This is a genomic window from Neobacillus notoginsengisoli (assembly GCF_003515685.1).
Taxonomy (GTDB): Bacteria; Bacillota; Bacilli; order Bacillales; family Cytobacillaceae; genus Bacillus_D; species Bacillus_D notoginsengisoli.
The window spans coordinates 241,472-261,238 of record NZ_QWEG01000001.1 but is presented as its reverse complement, the minus strand read 5'-3'; the positions used below and the strand labels follow the sequence as shown (position 1 = coordinate 261,238).

At 36.0% G+C, this 19,767-nt stretch carries 26 protein-coding genes and 1 pseudogene; 2 read left to right on the top strand and 25 right to left on the bottom strand.

Going from position 1 to position 19,767, the window contains the following annotated elements:
* Positions 1-191: 191 nt before the first annotated feature.
* From D1B31_RS01400 to D1B31_RS01380, 5 genes are all read right to left on the bottom strand, one after another.
* The gene (locus D1B31_RS01400; RefSeq protein WP_118918960.1) at positions 192-1,397 is read right to left on the bottom strand and encodes a hypothetical protein; all 1,206 of its coding nucleotides are present in this window, start codon (positions 1,395-1,397) and stop codon (positions 192-194) included.
* Between the two features lie 305 nt (positions 1,398-1,702).
* Positions 1,703-2,299 carry a hypothetical protein gene (locus D1B31_RS01395; RefSeq protein WP_118918959.1) on the bottom strand — a complete coding sequence of 199 codons (597 nt, stop codon included), beginning with the start codon at positions 2,297-2,299 and terminating at the stop codon, positions 1,703-1,705.
* An 87-nt stretch (positions 2,300-2,386) separates the two neighbouring features.
* Complete coding sequence (locus tag D1B31_RS01390; RefSeq protein WP_118918958.1) at positions 2,387-3,145, bottom strand: hypothetical protein; 759 nt, start codon at positions 3,143-3,145, stop codon at positions 2,387-2,389.
* A complete protein-coding gene (locus D1B31_RS01385) occupies positions 3,075-3,668 on the bottom strand; it encodes a sigma-70 family RNA polymerase sigma factor (protein ID WP_240035110.1) in 594 nt (197 codons plus the stop codon). The genes D1B31_RS01390 and D1B31_RS01385 overlap by 71 nt, the downstream gene beginning before the upstream one ends.
* A gap of 273 nt (positions 3,669-3,941) precedes the next feature.
* A complete protein-coding gene (locus D1B31_RS01380; RefSeq protein ID WP_158587397.1) occupies positions 3,942-4,811 on the bottom strand; it encodes an ankyrin repeat domain-containing protein in 870 nt (289 codons plus the stop codon).
* Between the two features lie 331 nt (positions 4,812-5,142).
* Here D1B31_RS01380 and D1B31_RS01375 point away from each other — a divergent pair, with 331 nt between their 5' ends.
* Positions 5,143-5,331, top strand: coding sequence for a PspC domain-containing protein (locus D1B31_RS01375; protein WP_118918955.1), 189 nt, complete (start codon positions 5,143-5,145; stop codon positions 5,329-5,331).
* 163 nt (positions 5,332-5,494) lie between these two features.
* On the opposite strand, the gene D1B31_RS01370 is transcribed toward D1B31_RS01375, so the two are convergent.
* The 12 genes and pseudogenes from D1B31_RS01370 to D1B31_RS01320 form a co-directional block, all read right to left on the bottom strand.
* Complete coding sequence (locus D1B31_RS01370) at positions 5,495-5,965, bottom strand: hypothetical protein (RefSeq protein ID WP_118918954.1); 471 nt, start codon at positions 5,963-5,965, stop codon at positions 5,495-5,497.
* A gap of 139 nt (positions 5,966-6,104) precedes the next feature.
* The gene (locus D1B31_RS01365) at positions 6,105-6,596 is read right to left on the bottom strand and encodes a hypothetical protein (protein ID WP_118918953.1); all 492 of its coding nucleotides are present in this window, start codon (positions 6,594-6,596) and stop codon (positions 6,105-6,107) included.
* Between the two features lie 44 nt (positions 6,597-6,640).
* A complete protein-coding gene (locus D1B31_RS01360) occupies positions 6,641-7,114 on the bottom strand; it encodes an SMI1/KNR4 family protein (RefSeq protein ID WP_118918952.1) in 474 nt (157 codons plus the stop codon).
* A gap of 185 nt (positions 7,115-7,299) precedes the next feature.
* Complete coding sequence (locus D1B31_RS01355) at positions 7,300-7,743, bottom strand: GNAT family N-acetyltransferase (protein ID WP_240035109.1); 444 nt, start codon at positions 7,741-7,743, stop codon at positions 7,300-7,302.
* Between the two features lie 215 nt (positions 7,744-7,958).
* On the bottom strand, positions 7,959-8,201 hold the full coding sequence (locus D1B31_RS01350; protein WP_118918950.1) for a hypothetical protein: 243 nt from the start codon (positions 8,199-8,201) through the stop codon (positions 7,959-7,961).
* Between the two features lie 250 nt (positions 8,202-8,451).
* Complete coding sequence (locus D1B31_RS01345) at positions 8,452-8,652, bottom strand: hypothetical protein (RefSeq protein WP_118918949.1); 201 nt, start codon at positions 8,650-8,652, stop codon at positions 8,452-8,454.
* A 538-nt stretch (positions 8,653-9,190) separates the two neighbouring features.
* The gene (locus tag D1B31_RS01340) at positions 9,191-9,610 is read right to left on the bottom strand and encodes an HIT family protein (protein ID WP_118918948.1); all 420 of its coding nucleotides are present in this window, start codon (positions 9,608-9,610) and stop codon (positions 9,191-9,193) included.
* A gap of 40 nt (positions 9,611-9,650) precedes the next feature.
* Positions 9,651-10,055, bottom strand: a complete 405-nt coding sequence (locus D1B31_RS01335) for a VOC family protein (RefSeq protein WP_118918947.1) — start codon at positions 10,053-10,055, stop codon at positions 9,651-9,653.
* 190 nt (positions 10,056-10,245) lie between these two features.
* On the bottom strand, positions 10,246-10,878 hold the full coding sequence (locus D1B31_RS01330; RefSeq protein ID WP_118918946.1) for a DUF4253 domain-containing protein: 633 nt from the start codon (positions 10,876-10,878) through the stop codon (positions 10,246-10,248).
* Positions 10,879-10,941: 63 nt separating this feature from the next.
* Positions 10,942-11,307 (bottom strand): annotated as a pseudogene (locus D1B31_RS01325) (GNAT family N-acetyltransferase).
* A 184-nt stretch (positions 11,308-11,491) separates the two neighbouring features.
* Positions 11,492-11,659 (bottom strand): hypothetical protein, encoded by a 168-nt coding sequence (locus tag D1B31_RS23975; protein ID WP_158587396.1) that lies wholly within the window; start codon positions 11,657-11,659, stop codon positions 11,492-11,494.
* 93 nt (positions 11,660-11,752) lie between these two features.
* The gene (locus tag D1B31_RS01320; RefSeq protein WP_118918945.1) at positions 11,753-11,935 is read right to left on the bottom strand and encodes a hypothetical protein; all 183 of its coding nucleotides are present in this window, start codon (positions 11,933-11,935) and stop codon (positions 11,753-11,755) included.
* Between the two features lie 210 nt (positions 11,936-12,145).
* Here D1B31_RS01320 and D1B31_RS01315 point away from each other — a divergent pair, with 210 nt between their 5' ends.
* Positions 12,146-12,487, top strand: coding sequence for a DUF3889 domain-containing protein (locus D1B31_RS01315; RefSeq protein ID WP_240035108.1), 342 nt, complete (start codon positions 12,146-12,148; stop codon positions 12,485-12,487).
* Between the two features lie 50 nt (positions 12,488-12,537).
* Here the strand turns inward: D1B31_RS01315 and D1B31_RS23970 are convergent, their stop codons facing one another.
* The 8 genes from D1B31_RS23970 to D1B31_RS01280 all read right to left on the bottom strand — a co-directional run bounded on the left by D1B31_RS23970 (position 12,538) and on the right by D1B31_RS01280 (position 19,690).
* The gene (locus D1B31_RS23970; RefSeq protein ID WP_158587395.1) at positions 12,538-12,675 is read right to left on the bottom strand and encodes a hypothetical protein; all 138 of its coding nucleotides are present in this window, start codon (positions 12,673-12,675) and stop codon (positions 12,538-12,540) included.
* 147 nt (positions 12,676-12,822) lie between these two features.
* Positions 12,823-13,275 (bottom strand): hypothetical protein, encoded by a 453-nt coding sequence (locus tag D1B31_RS01310; protein ID WP_118918944.1) that lies wholly within the window; start codon positions 13,273-13,275, stop codon positions 12,823-12,825.
* A gap of 86 nt (positions 13,276-13,361) precedes the next feature.
* Positions 13,362-13,814 carry a DUF3888 domain-containing protein gene (locus tag D1B31_RS24975; RefSeq protein WP_275670690.1) on the bottom strand — a complete coding sequence of 151 codons (453 nt, stop codon included), beginning with the start codon at positions 13,812-13,814 and terminating at the stop codon, positions 13,362-13,364.
* A 91-nt stretch (positions 13,815-13,905) separates the two neighbouring features.
* Positions 13,906-14,382, bottom strand: a complete 477-nt coding sequence (locus D1B31_RS01300) for a hypothetical protein (RefSeq protein ID WP_240035107.1) — start codon at positions 14,380-14,382, stop codon at positions 13,906-13,908.
* 114 nt (positions 14,383-14,496) lie between these two features.
* Complete coding sequence (locus D1B31_RS01295) at positions 14,497-14,934, bottom strand: hypothetical protein (RefSeq protein WP_118918941.1); 438 nt, start codon at positions 14,932-14,934, stop codon at positions 14,497-14,499.
* A gap of 562 nt (positions 14,935-15,496) precedes the next feature.
* Positions 15,497-16,636 carry a YdcF family protein gene (locus D1B31_RS01290; protein WP_118918940.1) on the bottom strand — a complete coding sequence of 380 codons (1,140 nt, stop codon included), beginning with the start codon at positions 16,634-16,636 and terminating at the stop codon, positions 15,497-15,499.
* A 21-nt stretch (positions 16,637-16,657) separates the two neighbouring features.
* The gene (locus tag D1B31_RS01285) at positions 16,658-17,503 is read right to left on the bottom strand and encodes an endonuclease/exonuclease/phosphatase family protein (protein WP_118918939.1); all 846 of its coding nucleotides are present in this window, start codon (positions 17,501-17,503) and stop codon (positions 16,658-16,660) included.
* 537 nt (positions 17,504-18,040) lie between these two features.
* Complete coding sequence (locus tag D1B31_RS01280; protein WP_118918938.1) at positions 18,041-19,690, bottom strand: catalase; 1,650 nt, start codon at positions 19,688-19,690, stop codon at positions 18,041-18,043.
* Between the last annotated feature and the right edge of the window lie 77 nt (positions 19,691-19,767).

The window sequence follows — 19,767 nt, the reverse complement described above, 5'->3', positions numbered from 1 at the left end:
TTAGATTTTTCCTTTCCAAAAAACTCACCTCTCAATAAATTCAACTTCCTCTCATTTCAACTAACTCCCTTAAATTAGTATACAACAGAGTAGATGTTAACGGATTTTGGAGATGGTGGAATAGACACATCTCTCCTACATCCACAAAAGCTTTTCTATAAGGACAAAAATATAAAACGTGGCAACAAGTTTTAATTAACAGTCAAATAAAATGTGTTTTCCCGTTTTGTATACCGTCCATCTATTTTCCCAACATTAGGTATCATAAGCGAATCTGTATTTTCTATTGGATTGTCCTTTAAATAGAGATGGAGTTTGTTAATATGTTTTAATCCATCCTTACAATAGGCAATTGTGGGTTGCTGAACTAAGTATTCATTGTTGTTTATCCTTACCTTTACAAAATTTTTATGTAAAAACTTGCCCCCGAAAGAGAGGATATTTATTGGGTCAAAAAAAAGTGCAGTTATTTCTCCTTCAATAAAAATATGAGTTCCAGTTTGGCACTCGAAAGCCTTAAATTCCTTCTTCCTTAATTGAATTACACTATTCACTGCTTCAACTGTCTCAGTGCTAATTTCTTCTTCTATATGATCAAGGGGTATTGGACCAACATCAAGTTGTTTAATCAAATCAAACAATGTGTCATTCGTTTCGAAAAAACTTTCCTTCCAATCTGGCGAAAATTCATCAAGTAACAAACACATACACAAACCAGAGCTATAACAACTCCGTCTTATGTTTAAATTAGATTCAACTTTTTCTAAAAGATGTTCTCCATACTTCTCCGATACTATTTTGTTATCCAACGGGCTTTTCTCAGAATAAGCTTTTAATTCCACATACCAGGCAGGTCCCTCAACAGTTTCAATTAAGTTTTCATAAGTTGTATACTCTTTACATTTTGTTGCCCTCTTCTCCCTGAGCACGATAAATTCCTTAAGAAACTGCTTCTTCTTACTAATGTTCGTTTCCAACAAAGCATCATAAAGATGCTTTCTCTCCCGTATTCGCAGTTCTGCAATTTCGAATGTAAGAGGATAGGTAATACCCAATATTTCGTCAGGAAAGCGTTTTTCCCCTTTAATATATTGAAAGCCATGAAACAATTCATGAACTAAGATTGAGTAAATCCCTTCATAGTCATTGTACAAGTCCATATCTGCAATTGCCGTAGGATGGCCTTCATACAAAATGATTGTATTTCCAACAAAATGTTCTTCCCAGTCTAATATCTTATGTGAGTCTAGATGATCGTTCTTATATTTAGGATGATTAAAAAGGTGAACAGTTTTTTTGTTGAAGATTGCATATGCAACACGTTCAAAATTGGGCCAATACCTTTCGAGGTTTCTTTGAACCAAGTCTATAGCGATTTGTTCAAGATAGTGATCCATAATCTTAACCCCCTTGAAATTATTTCAATAGATTGTTAATCTCCTATCTTTGATAGAAATCCTTCTTCCTAATTTTAACAAATGGTTTTGTCATTGGTAGAATATTAATGTGTATTCTTTTTGAACTAACCTGCAATAAAAAAGGTCCGTTAATCCTTCTGGATAACGCACCTGTTTGTTTTAATACATTTATTCAATTAAATCAGGATTGTTCCCAGAAAACTTTAGTTTGAAATAGCCTCCGATTGAGAAAACGGCAAGTTACATGCTTCAACCAAAACAGGCTATTTCTTATCTGGTATAGCCTAATCTGAAGAATAGATCACTTTATAATGTGCAGTATACTCAAAGTAATCTAATAGTTGCTTTCTTCCGGCCACAGAACCGTAAGCAAAAGTAGTGCCATAAAGTACGGGAAATTCGGTATTATTAATATATATATCTAAATCATGAAAAACTCTATGAAGATAACGTAAAGACATGTCGTCTTCTTGTTCGTCAACCAATTTTATAAAAGCATTAGCACTCATCATATCATTTTGTATTTCTGAATGACCAAATCCAGTAGTCTTTAACCATTTGATATTTTGCTTCAGTTTTTTCCATTCCATATCTTCTTTTAAGTTTGTAAAATTAACCGACTCTATTTTTCCGAATCCCGTTATATTATCTAGGTAACTATGAATATCAGCTATAATCTCTTTTGATTCTTTTTCTTTTTTGAATGTGATTTGCTTTTGGTGTTTCTTAAAACTTAACGTATTAGGATCCGATTTATTTTCTTTCTTTTCTACATTTGTGGTTTGTTTATTTTCCGGCTCTGGTTTTTGATTCAGCAAGATAAAGCCCAAAAATAATACTAAAATTAGAATCAGTAGACCAACAATACCCTTTCTTCTCATAACTTCCTCCACTCAATTTCCATGTTGTAAAACTTTACCGATTCCAATTAGATTAGTGATCCCATAAACGATCTAAAAAGAAATAGATTAGCGTTTACTAATTTCTGTAATCAAAAATTTCCCATTAACCTTTTCAAATTTTATAATCCTAGTAATGTTTTTCCCTTTATTTTTATCGTATTGCTTAACTTCGTATGTTTGTTGATCAATTTTAGCGACATCAATTGGTAACCTTTCATTATAAATTGAAACCGCAGCATCTGAAATTAAGTAAAGCCCATCGTTTGTTTCGTTTAAGAAAGGTGCGCTGTATTGTTCAATAGCTTCCATGGTTGCTAGTTCTGTGAAGTTTCGGTAGAACTCTTGCTTGGTTTTGATTTCTTTGTACTTAAAGTTAGGATCATAAAGTTCAGGGGCCAATAATGAAGTGAACTTCGCGTTAAATTGGTCCATAAGATCCGTAAAATTAGGAAGCCCAGGTAATATTGAAGAATTCGTTTTTTTATCATTTGAATCGACCAGGGAATCATCCGATCCCTTTGGATCATTTATTGGGTTTAACTCATGGTTCTTTTCTGGAGATTTCTTGTTTATCTGATTACCGTTGGAGCTAGGATTAGTTGAAAGAACATACTGTAGCATTCCACCAAAAAGTAAAATAACTAGTGTAAAACTCATAACAGTTGGCAACAAATTTTTGCTAAATCGGTTCTTTTTCTTTGTTTTCCGTATCATATTCAAAACATTTCTCTTCATTTCAAAAGTGAATTCCCAATTAGCTAATTCTTCCTTCATTATTCTTTTTTTCTCTTTTATCAACATGTCTTCCAGCAATTGTTCTTTCAAATTCAGCACTCCTTTCTACAATGATTTTCTTTAAAAAACTTTTTGCCCTAAGGAGTCGTGATTTTACCGTATTTACATTCACTCCACATACAATGCTTATTTCTTTCATCGTCAATTCGTGGAAATAGGAAAGAATAATAACCTCTTTGTATTTAGCTGGAAGTTTTAATATGTAATCAAATAGTTGAGTTTGTTCCTCTTTTTGCAATAACTTTTTCTCAGCATCATTTTCCTGACCCTTTAGCATTTTAGTAATATACTCACTAGCATATACTTTGCGATAATGCCAACTCTTCACGTAATCCTTACAGTGGTTAATTGCAATTCGATAAAGCCAGGTCTGGATACTGGATTCTCCCTTAAAAGTATTGAGTTTTTCATAGCATTTCATGAATATCTCCTGAGACAAATCCTCTGCTGTCTGCCGATTTTGAACAAACGAATACGCTAGATAGAGGATAGCGGACCCGTAACGATCTATCAATTTCGATATGGTATTGTCATCATCCCGCAAAATAATCACCTCTCTTATAGTAAATTTTTGAACTTTAGACGAATCTAAAAGACAAAAGGTTTATTAAAACTAAAATTCTTTTGTAATTTCGAGTAACTTCGTGGTCATTTACCTAAATTCTACAAATACTTCTAGAAAGGAACTAACAGAAAATGAAAAGAGACTCTCGAGAGAGCTACTCTCTCAAGAGCCTCTAAAGGCTAAAATCCATTTTAGCGCTTTACTTTTATTAATTGCTTAAGACTTGTAAGAGGCTTTCGGAATAGCAATCTCTCGGAGCCTTTAATCTTGTGACAATAATGCTCTCATTTCATCCGTTTTTGCATAATCTATGGCCATTCTTCCACTATTATTTTTTATATTTTTGTCAGCTCCATGTTCAATTAAATATTTTGCGGTTTCTAAGGAGTTGTTTTCGCTAGCAGCAATCAAGGGAGTAAAAATTTCCTCAGTAATATTGTTGAAGCTGTAACCTTCATTTACATTCAATCCTACTTGTTCAATGAAATAATCTAATAACTCTACATAATTATGCTTTGCAGCTTCTACTACTGCCTGTTGATCTACTAGGGCTCCAGCATTCAAAAGTTCCTTGAATATCAGTACATTTTCATGTATATCTTCTTTCGTTTTTATATTTTCTGTCCGATACAGACTAAAAAATTGGGTAGCTTCCACGTAATCAGAAATAACTTTTCCAGCAATAATTGTATCAGCACCATTTGATAAGAGAACCCTCACCATTTTCAGAGCTCCTTTTTCGTAATCATCCAAGACTCTATAAATGGGAATATTTGCACCCTTTACATGCTTCACTGCACCCTTTTTTATGAGAATTTGAGCTATTTCAAAATCCCCTTCCGCACTGGCGATACTTAAGGGTAAATCCCCATAATTTTCATCGTCAAAATAGGTGGGGCAGTTTACCTCTAGTCCAGAATTGATTAATTTCTTTATTGCTTTTTTAACTGGATTTTCTTTTATATATAGTCTTACAAATTCATTAGACCTTTCATAATCCTTTTTAGAATAGTTTTTGGTAAGTGAATGTTTCAAAGTATAAGACTTATATTTTGTGTGTTGAAGACTAAATTCTTTTGGAATCTTACTACTAGCAAAAAAAGAAATCACCAAAATACAAATGACAGCCACCAGTACTTTTTCATAGTCTTCTCTTTAATAATTGATTTCAATAGGGAAGGGTGAAAACAATTTTACAAAACTTCAAGAAGTTAAAAGTGCATCTTATGAACTTACTTCGCATGTACACACTTCATTATTAAAAATAATACACCAAAAGGAAATTTTTACAAACAAAAATAGAATACTAGTAAAGTTAATATTGAAAATTTTGTAAAGAAAATATAATTAATGGGAATTTGTGTTAAAATTTGATGGAGCGTGATTATATATTTAAAGTAAGGATACAGGCTTAACCACTAAGGGTTATATCTTTTAAAATCATATAATTGGGGGAATTGAATTGAAAAATAAGTTAAGAAAATCCTCAACTGATAAATCGATAACTGGAGTTTGTGGAGGCATAGCTGAATATTTAGGTATATCTTCTTTAGCAGTAAGACTAATTTTTATAATTTTGCCTGCTAACATACTTATCTATTTAATCCTTGTTAATACGATGTCTGATAGCCCACTGTCAAAATTATATTAAAAAGAGGAAAACATTATGGATCCCTTTGGAGCGATACTAAAGATTTTATTTATTTGATTTAAGAATCGCTCACTATTTTAACGACACAAAAAATAAGTTGAACGAAATCGATAGGAAGTTGGAAATAAAGGAGAGTATTTCAAACAAGGACTAAATATAAGTTCTACAACTCAATCTTATTATTTTGGGACTGGATAATATAGCAGTTTTTTGAACCCCACATGTAGTGCCCCACATTAAATTCGTTTGGGTTTATTAAATCCTTGAAATATTTAGGAACATCACAATCCCAGTTTAACTTGTCAATCTTAAGGGGAAAATTGTCTTCATTAGGATTAGGAGTATGAATATAGACTGCATCTAAGGCAGCCTCTTCATCAATTAATTCAATCCAACATTGATATGGTTTTCCAAGTGGTTGGAGGTTTTTCAATAGATTCCTATATAAAGCTAGATGTGCTTTTATATGTTCTCTTCTAATCTTTAAACTATTATTCCCATAGCCGAGAAAATCGAGATGGGTATGCCATAAATCAAACCACCCTTCATCTCCAAAGTCTAAATCATATTCTTCTACATTTGTCTGTCGCCATAAGTTACTGAAGTAACGCTTCTTCCCACGAAACTTTTCCACATTATATGTCCCCTTAATTAACCAAATTTTCTCATCTTATTGAAAATGGGTTTATTTTTATAAGTTATTTTATTTTTCCTTTTCACCTAACTGCCCGTTCGTTTAATAAGGACTTCTACAAAAAAAGAGCATTGATATTTTACCTATTAGAAATTTTCTTCGATAGTATAAAAGGATCGGTTCCTAAAACTTCTTTTCCATCCTCTGAAACAACAACTTGTACTTCTTTTGCTTTTGAAATTATTCTTACTGGGTTTTTCATTGAAACAAACAGTTCTCCTTGCTGATTAGGCTGAAATGAGGTTTCTCCAACCATAGTTCCAAACCTTAATTCAACATTTTCCTTAGGTCCAAAAACAACTCCATGGTTATTATCTCCCTTAAGTGAAATTTCGTAATTCGCAGTAGATTTTAATCCTTTTGCTAAAACTATTACATCAATAATTCCATCAATAATTGCACCCCCATCATCGAGCATTGCACTCTCGAATGAAATGGTTACTCTACCCGAACCATCTTTAAAGGGAATGTCTTCCGCCTTATAAACCTCGACTTCTTTAACATTAGTTTTATTAGAACATCCTGTTAATAACATTCCAAACCCAAGCAACAAGATAATTAACCTACGCATTGAACTTCCCCCTTTTTTTGAAGAGACAGTTAGGACCTAACTTATTAGATTATTGCGTTCTTAAACAAAGAAACAAGATCTTCTGCTAATTGATTTTTAGAATAATCATCATTGTATATTCGAAAAACCTTTGGCTGCTTTGAACTTAATTTTACATATATAGGATCACCGCTTCCGTGAGAACAACTTGCCAAGAAAACAAATCCATCTTTTATTACCGATATTCCAGGTTCATATTTAGTGCTTTCTTTAATTATGTCATCCACTCCACCCCATTCAATATATGAAACCCCATCATATTCCTCATCGGGTTCATCTTCTTGAATTCCGAACTCTGCTTCTATTAAAGGGGCAGTTGTATATAATTCGATATACCATTCGGACAACTTTATTTTAAGTTCTTTTTCTAATTTTGCTAAATCACTTTCCTTTGCTGTTTTGCCCAAAAAATCAGGATATTTTAAATTAATTCTTTCTACAAGTCTTTTTGCTTGGATAATTATTTCATCATGTTTCATTCCCCATACCTCGTTTGAATTTTTTTATTTTAGAGTTCGATTAAGTCCAATAAAATCATGCTTAACGCAATAATTCTTCTTGAACTACCCTGCCCCGTATGTTTAAAAAGGAATTCAACAAAAAAGGCGGTTAATCCTTCCTGGATCAACGCACCCGTTAGCTGAATAGGGACACAACCTATACGTCAGTATATCGACTTCAACATATTAATCCCTGCGATTCCAAATCCAAGTCTCTCATATAATTTATAGGCTCCTGTATTATTCCCAAAGACGTGAAGTTTAAAGTAATTAATTTCTTTTTCTTTTAACCAATCTTCAATAATATTTATAACTGCGGTTCCAAAACCCTTGGCTCTATATTCTTCAAGAATAAAAATTTCATAAAGAAATGCACTTTTCTTTTCTACTTCCACTTTTATCCACACGAAACCTATTGTTTGTTCATCTTTATAGATGTTAAAAAGATAATGATTAGGCGTTTTCCGACCTTCTGGGAGTAGATTATTTAATTGTTTCCGTGCCTTAGAAGAAGGGATTTCACCTTCTTCGTGAACATTTTCTGATAGGACATCTGAATATCTTTCAATTTTATTCTTGAAATATAGTCTAAATTCTTCTTCATTCATTTTTCTAAGAGAAATATTTTTCATAAATACTCCTATTATTTATAATATTTTTACTTTATTGTACCATTTTTTTGTTAAACCAACCTGCTTCTTTAGCACAAAAAGAAAAGCTGCCAAATGGCATCTCGGATTTTCAATTCATGCACCCGTATGTTTAAGGACCTTCTTTCATAAACTTAGCTTTTAGTTGACTAATCGTTATCTGAATGAGTATTTTATTTCTGTTTGTATGAATAATAAACCGCGATTAATCCAATACAAGTTGCATTAAATAAAATTAAAATAAAAGATTTAAAAATTTGAGGAATGAAATTAAAAATAGTAACATTGGCAAATAGATACCAAACAATAGCTACTGGCACTATTGCAATAATCCAAAGATATTCTTTTTCTTTTATTGCTCTATACCAAACGTATAATAAAAAAGCAGCACTAATTAGATAGGATGGGTAATCCAAAACTATCCGCTCCTTATCTTGATGAGCAATAATTCAAGCTTTTTCAGCTAACCTACACCATTTGTTCAATAATGAATTCAATTCCTTCAACTATTAATGCACTTGTAAATGAGATGCTAATTCATCTGGGAGGTCAATAAAACTATCGAAATGTTTTGTGGGGAGTAAGGAATATCGCACCCAATAGTTTAAGTAAAATCCTTCACAATTATTAAAGAAAAGCGTCGATGACATTTGTCAAAGATAGCTATCAAACTTTCTTCTTAATCAAATAAATTACATAATAAATTTGTGAAATTAAAAAGGAGAGTAGAATAATAATTATTGTTCCTATTGTGTAAACTGCTTCCTCTGCTGGATTGCCTCCACCCATAAATATTGAACCAAATATGAAAAAGAGAATGACACTTGCAATTACAGTTAAGAAGAAAATCCTAATATATTTTGACATATAATCGCACCTACCTAAAATTTCAAATTTCCCGCCCTTTAATATATTTTACGTCCTTCCATATATTTCCTTCTTCTTCCACTTTCCTGACACACTCGTATTATAAGGTCAGCCAGATATATCTGGTTGACCATTTTTTATATGGTTTTTTTATTACGGTAGCCCGGTAGAACGTACCTGCCCGTGGGACACGGTTCCCATCAACAAAACAGTTCACGCCTACTTGTTTAAACATGATTTAGCTGGTTGGGACAACGATCTCGTATAACAAGCGAAGCTATGAAACTGCATTAAGCGCGAATTAACCCATTGGAGATGGCCGTATGGAAAAGAACAAATTGGAATTCGTTAAAATTAAGTGTTTAGTTGTTATAGCAATAAGTGCCTATCCATTATTGCTTGGAAAACTGCGAGTCAAGTTATCGAGTTACAAGAGATTAAAGAATGTTTAGACCTTATTTCAGGTAGAATGAATGAACTTAAATAACATATGTACAAAAAGCCGTTGTTGAATATTAGTACCAGGAACCCTTGTTACCTAATCTGCAGAATTAGTTAAAGACTTTTTCAAAATAAACCCAATCTCAGTAAACTCATCATGTGAAACCGAATTATTTGGTTCAATCCAACCAAAACCGTCATTTAGAAAACGCGGGATTATATGCATGTGATAATGGTTCACATCTTTGAATACCCCATTATTTTGCATAATCGTAATCCCATCCGGATTTAAAACCTTTTGAAGCTGTGCTGCTATCCTCTTGGCGGTAATGATAATTTTGCTTAAACTATCTTGATCTACCTGGGTAAATTCAGGGTAATGCTTCTTCGGCACAACCAGGACGTGACCTTTATTAATTGGGTATTTATCTAGAAAACAGCAAACATATTCGTTTTCGAAGAGAATCTGCGCATCGGCTTCCTTAGTAATAATTTTGCAAAAGATACATTCCTCCATAGATGAATCCCCCTTCCGTTGTTACATAACCTTTATATCTTTATTTTTCTTTGAAAGTCGGACTAAGTTCACTCCATACATCAAATTTATTGCCGTCTAAATCATAAAAAACAAAATTTCTTCCAGAATGTCCTCTATCTTCAATCTCTCCAACATCTATTTCATTTTCTTTAAACTCCTTATGAATATCTTCCAATGCATCTAATCCATTGACTTCGAATGTTAAAGAAAAACGCTCATTACCGCGAATATCAATGAAATTTGAGCTTTGATTTTCATTAGATTTCACAAGGAAAAAGCTTTGATTAGCAAAATTCAGAATAGCTTTATCTTCATCTTTGTAGCTTAACTCTGCTCCCAATTTATCAATATACCAATCAGAAGAAAGGTCAACATTCCTTACTGGTAAATATGTTGTTCCTACCCTCAATAATTTCTCGCGCATTTTTTAGTCTCCTTTAAACTCTCTAATAATCATTTTATTTTATGTATCGTTCTTATTTTCCCATTTAAGAAAGGTCCAATTAAGACAATTAATAAACCAGAGTAACTTTCCCTGTGATATTGAACAAGGGGCTTGGATTAGGATTATTTGGAACCAAGGATTGAAGAAGGGGAGTTACTATTGGATGGAATTAGTCCCACCACAAATATAATTTATTCGTCTCCTTCATTTCTTCAATTAATTCTTCAATACTTCCTGTTCCTTGATCAACAACATCCGGGCAAAATTCGTACATTTCTTTTGCAAATGATTTTATTTCCCGGTCCAAAGGCAGCACTGTAAACTTTGCTTCAACCCAATCAAAATCGGCACCGATAATGATAAAAGGGTAACGATTATTCCACTGCTTTAGCTTTAAAATCACATCATCGTTGCTAATATCATAATTGTCCCCGTTTGTTTGCAGGATTTTTAGAAGTTCAAACTGATCATTTCCTTTTATTATTCCTATCTTACTTTTACTTCCTTGTTTATAATTCCGTTCATTAATAAAAGCTAAATACCCTAGTTGCTTAATATGAGATTGAAGATCCACAACCAACCTTTCAGCCTTTTCTTCTAAAGTTAAAAAAGATAATCCTACTGTAGTTTTTTTATCATAATTATATAAATCACTTATCTCTAATGGCTGTAAACTAGTAGCGGCAACTTCCTTTATCCTATCTATTACTTCTTCACTGAATCCTAGCTTCTCAACCAGTTTATCATTATCTATTTCCTTTTTACGTTTTTCACCTAAACCAAAAAGACTTTTAAAATTCATTTACTCACCCGCTGCTTTTAAAATAGTTTCATAACTAAAAATACTTATACACCAATGAAATGTTTATCTATGTCCATCTTTCCTAGCTTGTATGTACCCATAATACGCACAGGTACCATTCTGAGTTAGGTCCTTTACTTCGAAACCACACTTCTTGTCCTCTTCCACGGTATTCTGATAATACGATCAAATCCATTATATTAGCGGCCATTATCCTGTCTGAGATTACCCTGACCATGCCAATCATTTTGTTATGATCCCAGACAGTAAAAGCCCATGTTGAGTTTTTAACTATCAAAGAAAACTTCTCTTTTTGCCAAGCCGGGGTATTCCTAGCCATCCCGCGTCCTCAAAAAGGGCTTCAACATAATCAGCGGGAACCCCTTCTGTACCTTCCCTAATTACTAGGCCGTTAAAATATTGATACAAACTTCCCTCACCCCCTTGTATTTAAGTTATATATACAACGTTATGGGTGCTTTTTCCTTTTAATTTACTGGATTATTATTAAACTTTCGGCAGGTCATTTTTACACTATTTCATTGGGCGTAAATATATTTTTTTGATAATCTAAGCCGAAAGCTAAACAAAAACCTGCCATTGGCAGCAAAAACTATGAATTATTTAAATTCTTTAATTGCTTTTTTATTTCTACAAGTTCTGTTCTTAAGTTATTAATTTCTTTGGATCGATCAATGGCATTCGTTATAAAAAGTTGGAGGATATAAAATATAAACACAATTCCAACAAGCCCATAAAATATATAGAGAATAAATTCCATTTGGTTACCTCCAAAAATTATCTACATTTGCCCCTGTCTTAAAGGCGGTTATTCCTTCTTTAAACAACACACCCGTTAATTTAAGAATAATAATTATTTCTTACCCTTCACGACACTTAAAATCTCTGAAACTCCTATTGCTATACAAGCATTTAGCATACCAAACAATGTCCAAATTAACGCCATTCCTTCATATTCTCCAATAAAGTTCATAACAAAGAAAATAAGGCAAAACACAAAAAATATTAGTCCGAAAACAAATAAGAATCTATTCAAAAAGACACCTCCATTGAAATTCCCTTAGTGTATAAAATATTTATCACCCCTTTTTTATGCACTCCCCCCCTTTTAACTCAATAAGGAACTCAGTAAAAAGGGGAAGTATCCTTCAAGATCAAACCATCCTTGAGAACCAAAAGAATATTTCTACTCATAAATTCTTTAAGAAATGTAAAAATAAAAGAAAATAACAAAGAGGGATGTTAATTGAAAAGGCTGCTAATTTGTTTATCCATCATTCTAATTTTCGGCTCTAAACAATTTTTTCTACTTAATTTTATTGGTACATCATATGCACAACAAACACCTATTCCTAAGTATGCTAAATGGAGCCAAATCGCCTTGCTTGAGACAAAGGAAAAATATCCTCAAGCCAAAATTGTTGATTATCTTCATATTGGAAGGGACAAAGGGGAAAATACCTCTGAAGAAAAATTTAAATTATGGTTAAAACAAAACAACAAAGAATTTGGTGTATCTGTAACTATCATATTCGATAATAAAACAGAACAAATGATTGACGTAAAACTCAGAGAAACAACTAGATAAAAAAAGAATTTCAGGGGAGTACAAATAGACTCTCTTAAAGACGGTATAAATTATGTCTTATCAGATCTACCAGATGTAATATCGTCAAAAGGAGTATAATCATTACTTGGAAATTTTCTTTTACTCTTTGCCTTGTATAAAGCAACACCTACACAGATCACTACAACGGCAATAAATAAATATCCCATTGGAGACCTCCTTTTTCCAACATTATACAATAAAGTATGTAGAAGTAATAATTAAAATTAATTCAAGATTTTTTATTTTTATTAAACTAAACTTGGCCTTTTTCAAAAAAAATCTTCAAACAAAAAAGGTTATTAATCCTTCTTCGATTAATCAACCTCTTTGGAATATATATTGTTTGCCCATCCGTTCCCTTCAGCAAATGATTCCTTCGTTTCGGCATCCAAAATTAAAAATTGGTACCTGAACTCTTTTTCACTGTCTAGAACAGTCAAGTATAAATAAATCTGTCGATTAGGACTAATATTGTCATTTTTGTTTAGATAAATATTTGATAATGGAGTGTAATGATTATTATCATTTACAATTGAAAGAACATAGTATTTAAGATCTTTATAGAGTAACTTTTGCTCGATATTCTTATCCGCATTTTTTATTGGTATATATCCCTTTAGATTGCCAGTTTTAAAATGCTCCGCCGCACTAATAAAATCCTTGTCTTTATTATCAGGATAAAGGTACTTTTCATCAGCAAATACTTCTGAGATAAACAGTGATGAAAGCATTAGGGTAAGAAACAAGACTTGATAATATCGCTTCACTTGGGATCCACTCCCTCCCTTTATAGCAGATTAGCCAAATCAACGTGCCGTTTGGGTAAGAATATGCCTTCAAAAATCTTCTTTTATTACCTTGTAATCATTGGTTTTCGGCATATTTTTGTGTAATCCTCATTCTCCCCCAATTTTCTAACCTTCACATCCTTTATGGTCCAATCTGTAAGAGACTTGTTTTCGACCTTCAAAGTAAACAGGTGATATGGAGGCATGATCGCTCTTTCATATGTGACAAACTGATATGTTATTTCATATCTGTAAGCTTGTTCAGGATTTGTCTTAACCTCTACAAATTTACAAAAATCAGCAAGGTATATCTCTCCAAAATAATCTTCAATTGCTTTTAATTGCAACGGGAATAGGAATGTATAAAGTATGTCTTCCAGCAAAAATTCGTAACGTGAATGATCAGTCTCTGCTTTGACAGGAGAAATTGTAATCAGTGTAATGAAACAAGCTAATATAAGAATTTTCCTCAAGATAACACCTACTTCTTGACGATATATAGTATGTATTTTGTCCACATTACTATGTTCAATCCTTATCCTGCTAAATAAAAACTTAAGCAAAAAGGCGACTTATCCCCCTGGATCATCGCACACTTAAAAATCAAAGTTAATTTCCCTTTAACTCTTCGATTTCAAATTTCATTCTCCCATCTCTGTAGATCGCATTCGGGTCGTCCTTTTCACCGATTACCAATTTCCCTTCATAAATCTCGGCAACTTCATTCCATTCGAATTTCTGACCATCCTGATCGACCATAAGTTTGATATGATGCCAAAATGAGTGCCCGTCTTCATATTCAACTTCTTCAATTTTGAAATCCTCTAATTTATAATTTTGTTCCTTTAAGATGTTTATTTTCTCTAAATAAAACACCTTAGCCTCTTCATAAGATAGTGTGGTTCCATCTGTAAAATGTCCATCTCCAGTCTTACTATCAACATCATACAAATGCACCTGCTCAAAGGCCTTTTCATACTCTTCATCTATTATCGCTTGATAATAATCTTTGATAATACTTTTTGCTTTCTGCTCTTCAAAAAAATTACAGCCAGTTAATATAACACTGAATGTAAAAAACAACATAAATAGAAATGATTTCCTCATGTTCCCCTCTTTTCAACTGATTTAGTAAAGTCTATTTGTATACCCTTATGCCGCTGTTAAGTGGCTTCCCATGTTCAAATAGTATTTTTGAGATTAGCGGTCTATTATCTTTAATTTGAGATTATCCTTTGTACTACCACTCAACTCAAACTGATACTCGGCACCTTTCACTAATTCAAACGGTACTTTGTTGGTTATATTGATTTTTTCGTTGCTATTTTTATCATATAAAACTGCCACTTTAAATAATGCCTTTTCTTTCAAGTTTAAATCTGAATCAATTAATCCAAACACAAAAGATTCCCCTTTTTTCACCTTAGAACCATCGGCGTTCATATTCCCTTGTGTACCTTTTAATTCCCCATTTTGATACCAACTTAATTCAATGATGTACATTTCAAAATTAGTGTTGTTTTTAACATTTATAACAATTTCATCTTTGTTGCTTGTATTCGCGTTCCCCGAATTGTAACAGGCAGATAAGAAAATCAAAATTAAAAGTGTGATTGGCAACAGGATGATTTTTTTCAACTGAATCATTCCCCTTCAGAACACAGGTTTTTTTGAGCCATTTTCCTAAATAAACCATTTCCCCTTTTATCCATATCCTATTACACCTTTTATCGATTATCAATAAATTTTTATTAAAAAGCATAATTCGTTTATTAACAAAAAAAGAAAGAAGCAGTCCAATTTCTTTGAATTGGACTGCTAATAGTACAGAAATTTGGACTTTGCACCCCGAAACCATTCATTTCATCTAAAACAAACGCCAGCAAATGAATTCCCTTAAAAGGCAGACTTAGTGACCGAACAGCTATGAAAAGCCGGCCCTTCGGTCAATAAAGGACGGTTTAGTGACCGAACAGCTATGAACAGACGGCCCTTCGGTCACTAAAGGTGTTTTTTTTATGAATTGATTGAAATTGCTTCGGCTCCTGCGGGCTGCAGTTAGGCAACCAGGCGCTCTCGCCGATGAGGCTCTCTTGCTTCCAAAGCACTTCGCTATAACTGAAGAGCGAAATACAACGTTCAACAGTTTAGTTCATTTTAAATAAGCTGCTTTTTTGCAACACTGGGCTTTCTGACTAAATTACCTCTGCATGCCAGGATACTGCCAGATGCCGGATGCGCGGAACAGGTCGCGGTAAATGACGAGAATTTCATCGTTTGTGACTTTATGCGCCTCTTCGATTGTTGGGTAGTCGAGATAGACCATGTTCGTGAAGCTGCGGTTTCTTTTCTTGGCATTCATCTTATCGTAGAAAAGCGTTGCTTCTTCGAAGATGGTCAAGGCTCTTCTCATGTGGCTCGCGCTGGTCACAAGCGTTACATCCTTCAGCCCTTCTTTTTCCAAAATTGCCGTTGAGAAGAGGGCGTTTTCGACGGTGTCGGTTGCTTTGTTTTCCTTAATAATGCGGTCTTCGGCAACTCCGTTCGCAATGAGCCAGTCACTCATTGCATCAGCTTCTGTAACCCCTTCTTTCGGGACTCCGCCTGTGACAATAATTTTAGAGTTTGGATTTTCGTTTGCAACCGCCAAGCCTGCCCTCAGCCGCTCAATCAATGGCTCCCTCATCGTGCCGTCGTCAGCAAGAGCATAGCCGAGGATGACAATCGCATGGTCTTTTTTGGGCAGGTTTTTAGGAACATCTGTGTTGAGTTTCGTTTTAATGATCTTTTCGGTTGTCTCGAATTTATCTAAGTACCCTTTTGTTTTGTGATTGTCAATCTGTCTTAGCCTGGAAATGGCTTTTTTATAGGCTTGCTCGTCCCTATTAATCTTGGAATAAACGCCGTATAGCAGGTTTGCATTAAAATGATCCGGTTCGAGATTCAGAACTTGTTTATATGTCTTGAGTGCTTCAGGAATCTTTTTCTGGATGATTTCGGTGGATGCCAATGAAATTTTCAAATCTACACTATAAGGATCGAGAATCGTTGCTTCCTTGTAGGCGGCTTCGACTACGTCATATTTCCCCTTGAGCGTGATTCCTTTGAAGATCTCTTCTTCCGCTTTTTTAAGGTCACCACCGTGCCAATAATAGTACATCGCGATTTCTTCGAGCTGCTTGATTCGATGCGCGGTTGGCTCATCTGTTTTAATTGGAGCGATTATAGGTTCTTCTGTCTCTTGTACAGGCTGCACTCCGGTTTCGGCATATGCTGTTGACAAGGTCAGCGTCGCGCAAATCGCCACGATTAAGCCTAGCCTTTTTTTAAACTTGTTCATGTTTTTTGTCCCCTTTTTGTTTTATTTTCCATTTTGAGAAGGAGCGGTGCGCTCCAATTCAAATTCCGCTACGACCGGCAAGTGATCGGAGTATGTGGAATAAATGACTTCCTGATTCGAAACTTTCAGCCCTTCACTGGCAAAAATATAATCGATTCGTTTGCTGGGGCTTTCTACCGGAAATGTATTTGCATTGTCTATATTTTCAAAAACATCAAAGAAGTTCACCCCGCTGAGCAGCAACTGGATTTCTTCAGCTTCCGGTTCGGCATTCAAATCTCCCATTAGAATGGCGGGAGTCTTTTTTGCAGTAACAATCCGATTGATTTCCTCTACCTGGGCCAGGCGCTGCGGAACATCCAATCCAAGGTGCGTATTATACATACGGATATGATTGCCCTTCACATTAATCGTTGTTTCCAAAAGGCCACGCTGTTCTTTCCCAAAACTCGGTAAAAAGAAGTTTTCGGACTGAATTATTGGGTATTTACTTACTATAGCGGTTCCATACTGGCGCCGTTCCGCACCCTCTTCTTGAGGATCGAGATTAAGATTGGCCGCATAAACATAATGGTAGTCCAATAGATTAGCGAGCCTTTTTGCCTGGTCTTCGAAGTTGCTCCGCGCCCCGTAGTGCCTGTCCACTTCCTGGAGCGCGACAATATCCGCCCCTTCTTCACGGATGAGGCCGGCAATCCGTTCAAGGTCAAGGACATTATCAATGCCCACTCCATGATGGATATTGTAGGACATGACTTTGATGGAAGTACTCTCCCCTTTCGGAAAGTTCGACTGGGCACCAACACTATGTACAGCACTCACCATCAGCAGCAAAGAACAGACCATCACACGAATGATTTTCTTCAAACAAACACTCCTCCTTTATTATTTTCAGAATTTTTACGCCCACTTTGTTATTTACCCTTTTTTACACATTGGAAACTGCATCCAACTTCCCATGACTAAACTCTCAGTTATTTATACAAAAAAACAGATACTCAAAAAGTGATTTCGGAATCCCTTTTTCCTCCAATTTGAGAGGATTTATTTTAAACAAGAAGTGTTTATACAGCTAGGAGCGGAGGCGGACGAATAAAGCTTGAATATGGACGAATGCCCCCCCGATCCGGACGAATCTTCTACGGATTGGGACGAATGAACACTCAATCCCGACGAATCACCCACGAATCCGGACGAATGAAGGCTCCTAGCAGGATGTAGCAGGCTTTAGGACTCGATTGCAACCGGAAATATCCAATAAACAATGCAATATGCAAGCCAAAGTATGAAATTGGAACAGATATTGGGCGAATTCAACATAAAAATGGCTCAGCGGTGATTTAACCACTGAGCCAACTGTTTTATTTTGCAAAATTTAGATTTAACGATAGGTTTACCCTACCATTAATAAGGATCCGCCTCATGACTCTTTTTCACAGCATCATCTACTGCTTTGTTCGCAGCCAATGAACCTTGGCCGTATTTTGTTTTGCCAGCTTCACGGCCTGGAGCGACAGGTTCTTTGCCCGTCTCTTTAAGTTCCCTCATTTTCTTTTCAATGCCTTCCTCGACGCGGCGGCCGTAGTCTTCATCGGCCTGGGTAAAGTGGTAGACCATCGCTTCTTGGATGCGTTTGTCGCATACGGCTAGTGCATCGGAGAGGTTCTTGATTAGCTCATCGCGCTCCCAGTCCTCGAAGCTGCGGTATGTTTCGCCGGCCTGGCCGTAGTTGTTCGGACGGTCGATTGGCTCGCTCATGGCAGCGGCATTGTAGGTTGGGCGGTGCTGCGGACGGCCATCCCTGCTCACTTCCTCATAACCGCCAATCATGGACGGCTCATAATTGATATGCGGATTTTCGCCGGACTCTTTCGGGTCGCGAACATCCATTTGGCCGCGCTGCTGGTTTGTGCGGACTGGCGCTTTTGGCGCGTTCACAGGCAGTTTCAAATAGTTTGCGCCGACCCGGTAACGCTGGGTATCCGAATACGAGAAGGTCCGGCCCTGAAGCATTTTGTCATCTGAAAAGTCCATCCCATCGACAAGGACGCCTGTTCCAAATGCAGCCTGCTCGATTTCGGAATGGAAATCAACCGGATTGCGATCAAGGACCATTCGGCCAACCGGCAGCCACGGGAACTTATCCTCAGGCCACAGCTTCGTGTCATCAAGCGGGTCAAAATCGAGCTCCGGATGGTAATCATCCTCCATAATCTGAACAAACAGCTCCCACTCCGGATAGTCGCCCCGCTCAATCGCTTCATACAGATCCTGTGTCGCATGACCGACGTTTTTCGCCTGGATTTCGTTTGCTTCTTCCTGGGTCAGGTTGCGAATTCCCTGCTTCGGCTCCCAGTGATACTTGACGAGGACGGCCTCGCCTTTGTCATTTACCCATTTATACGTGTTGACGCCAGACCCCTGCATATGCCTGTATGTAGCCGGGATTCCCCATGGAGAGAACAGGAAGGTAATCATGTGGATGGCTTCCGGGCTGCGTGAAACAAAGTCAAACATTCGCTGAGGGTGCGACACATTCGATGCGGGGTCCGCTTTAAACGCATGAATCATATCCGGGAATTTCATCGCATCACGGATAAAGAAAATTTTCAGGTTGTTCCCGACGAGATCCCAGTTTCCATCCTCGGTATACATTTTCACCGCAAAGCCGCGCGGATCGCGGGCTGTTTCCGGCGAGTCTTTCGCGCCGGCCACCGTCGAGAAGCGAACCATCAGCGGCGTCCTCTTCCCTTCGCCAGAAAATACTTTTGCACGGGTATACTTTTCCACCGGCTCCTCGCCAGCTTTTCCGTACGTTTCAAAATAACCAAATGCCCCGGTGCCCCGTGCGTGGACGACACGCTCCGGCACCTCTTCCCTGTCAAAGTGCGAAATCTTCTCAATGAAATGATAGTTTTCAAGTGTTGCCGGACCACGGTTGCCGATTGTGCGGATGTTCTGGTTGTCCGTGACTGGATGCCCCTGCCTTGTTGTCAGCGTCTCCCGTTTCACATCCTGCTCATGCGGAATTTTCCTGTCCTTGTTCTCTCCCAAACTGAAAACCTCCTTAAGATTAAGATACCTATATTTTACAATTTGTCAGAAAATATTGATATTTATAAGGGTCTGTT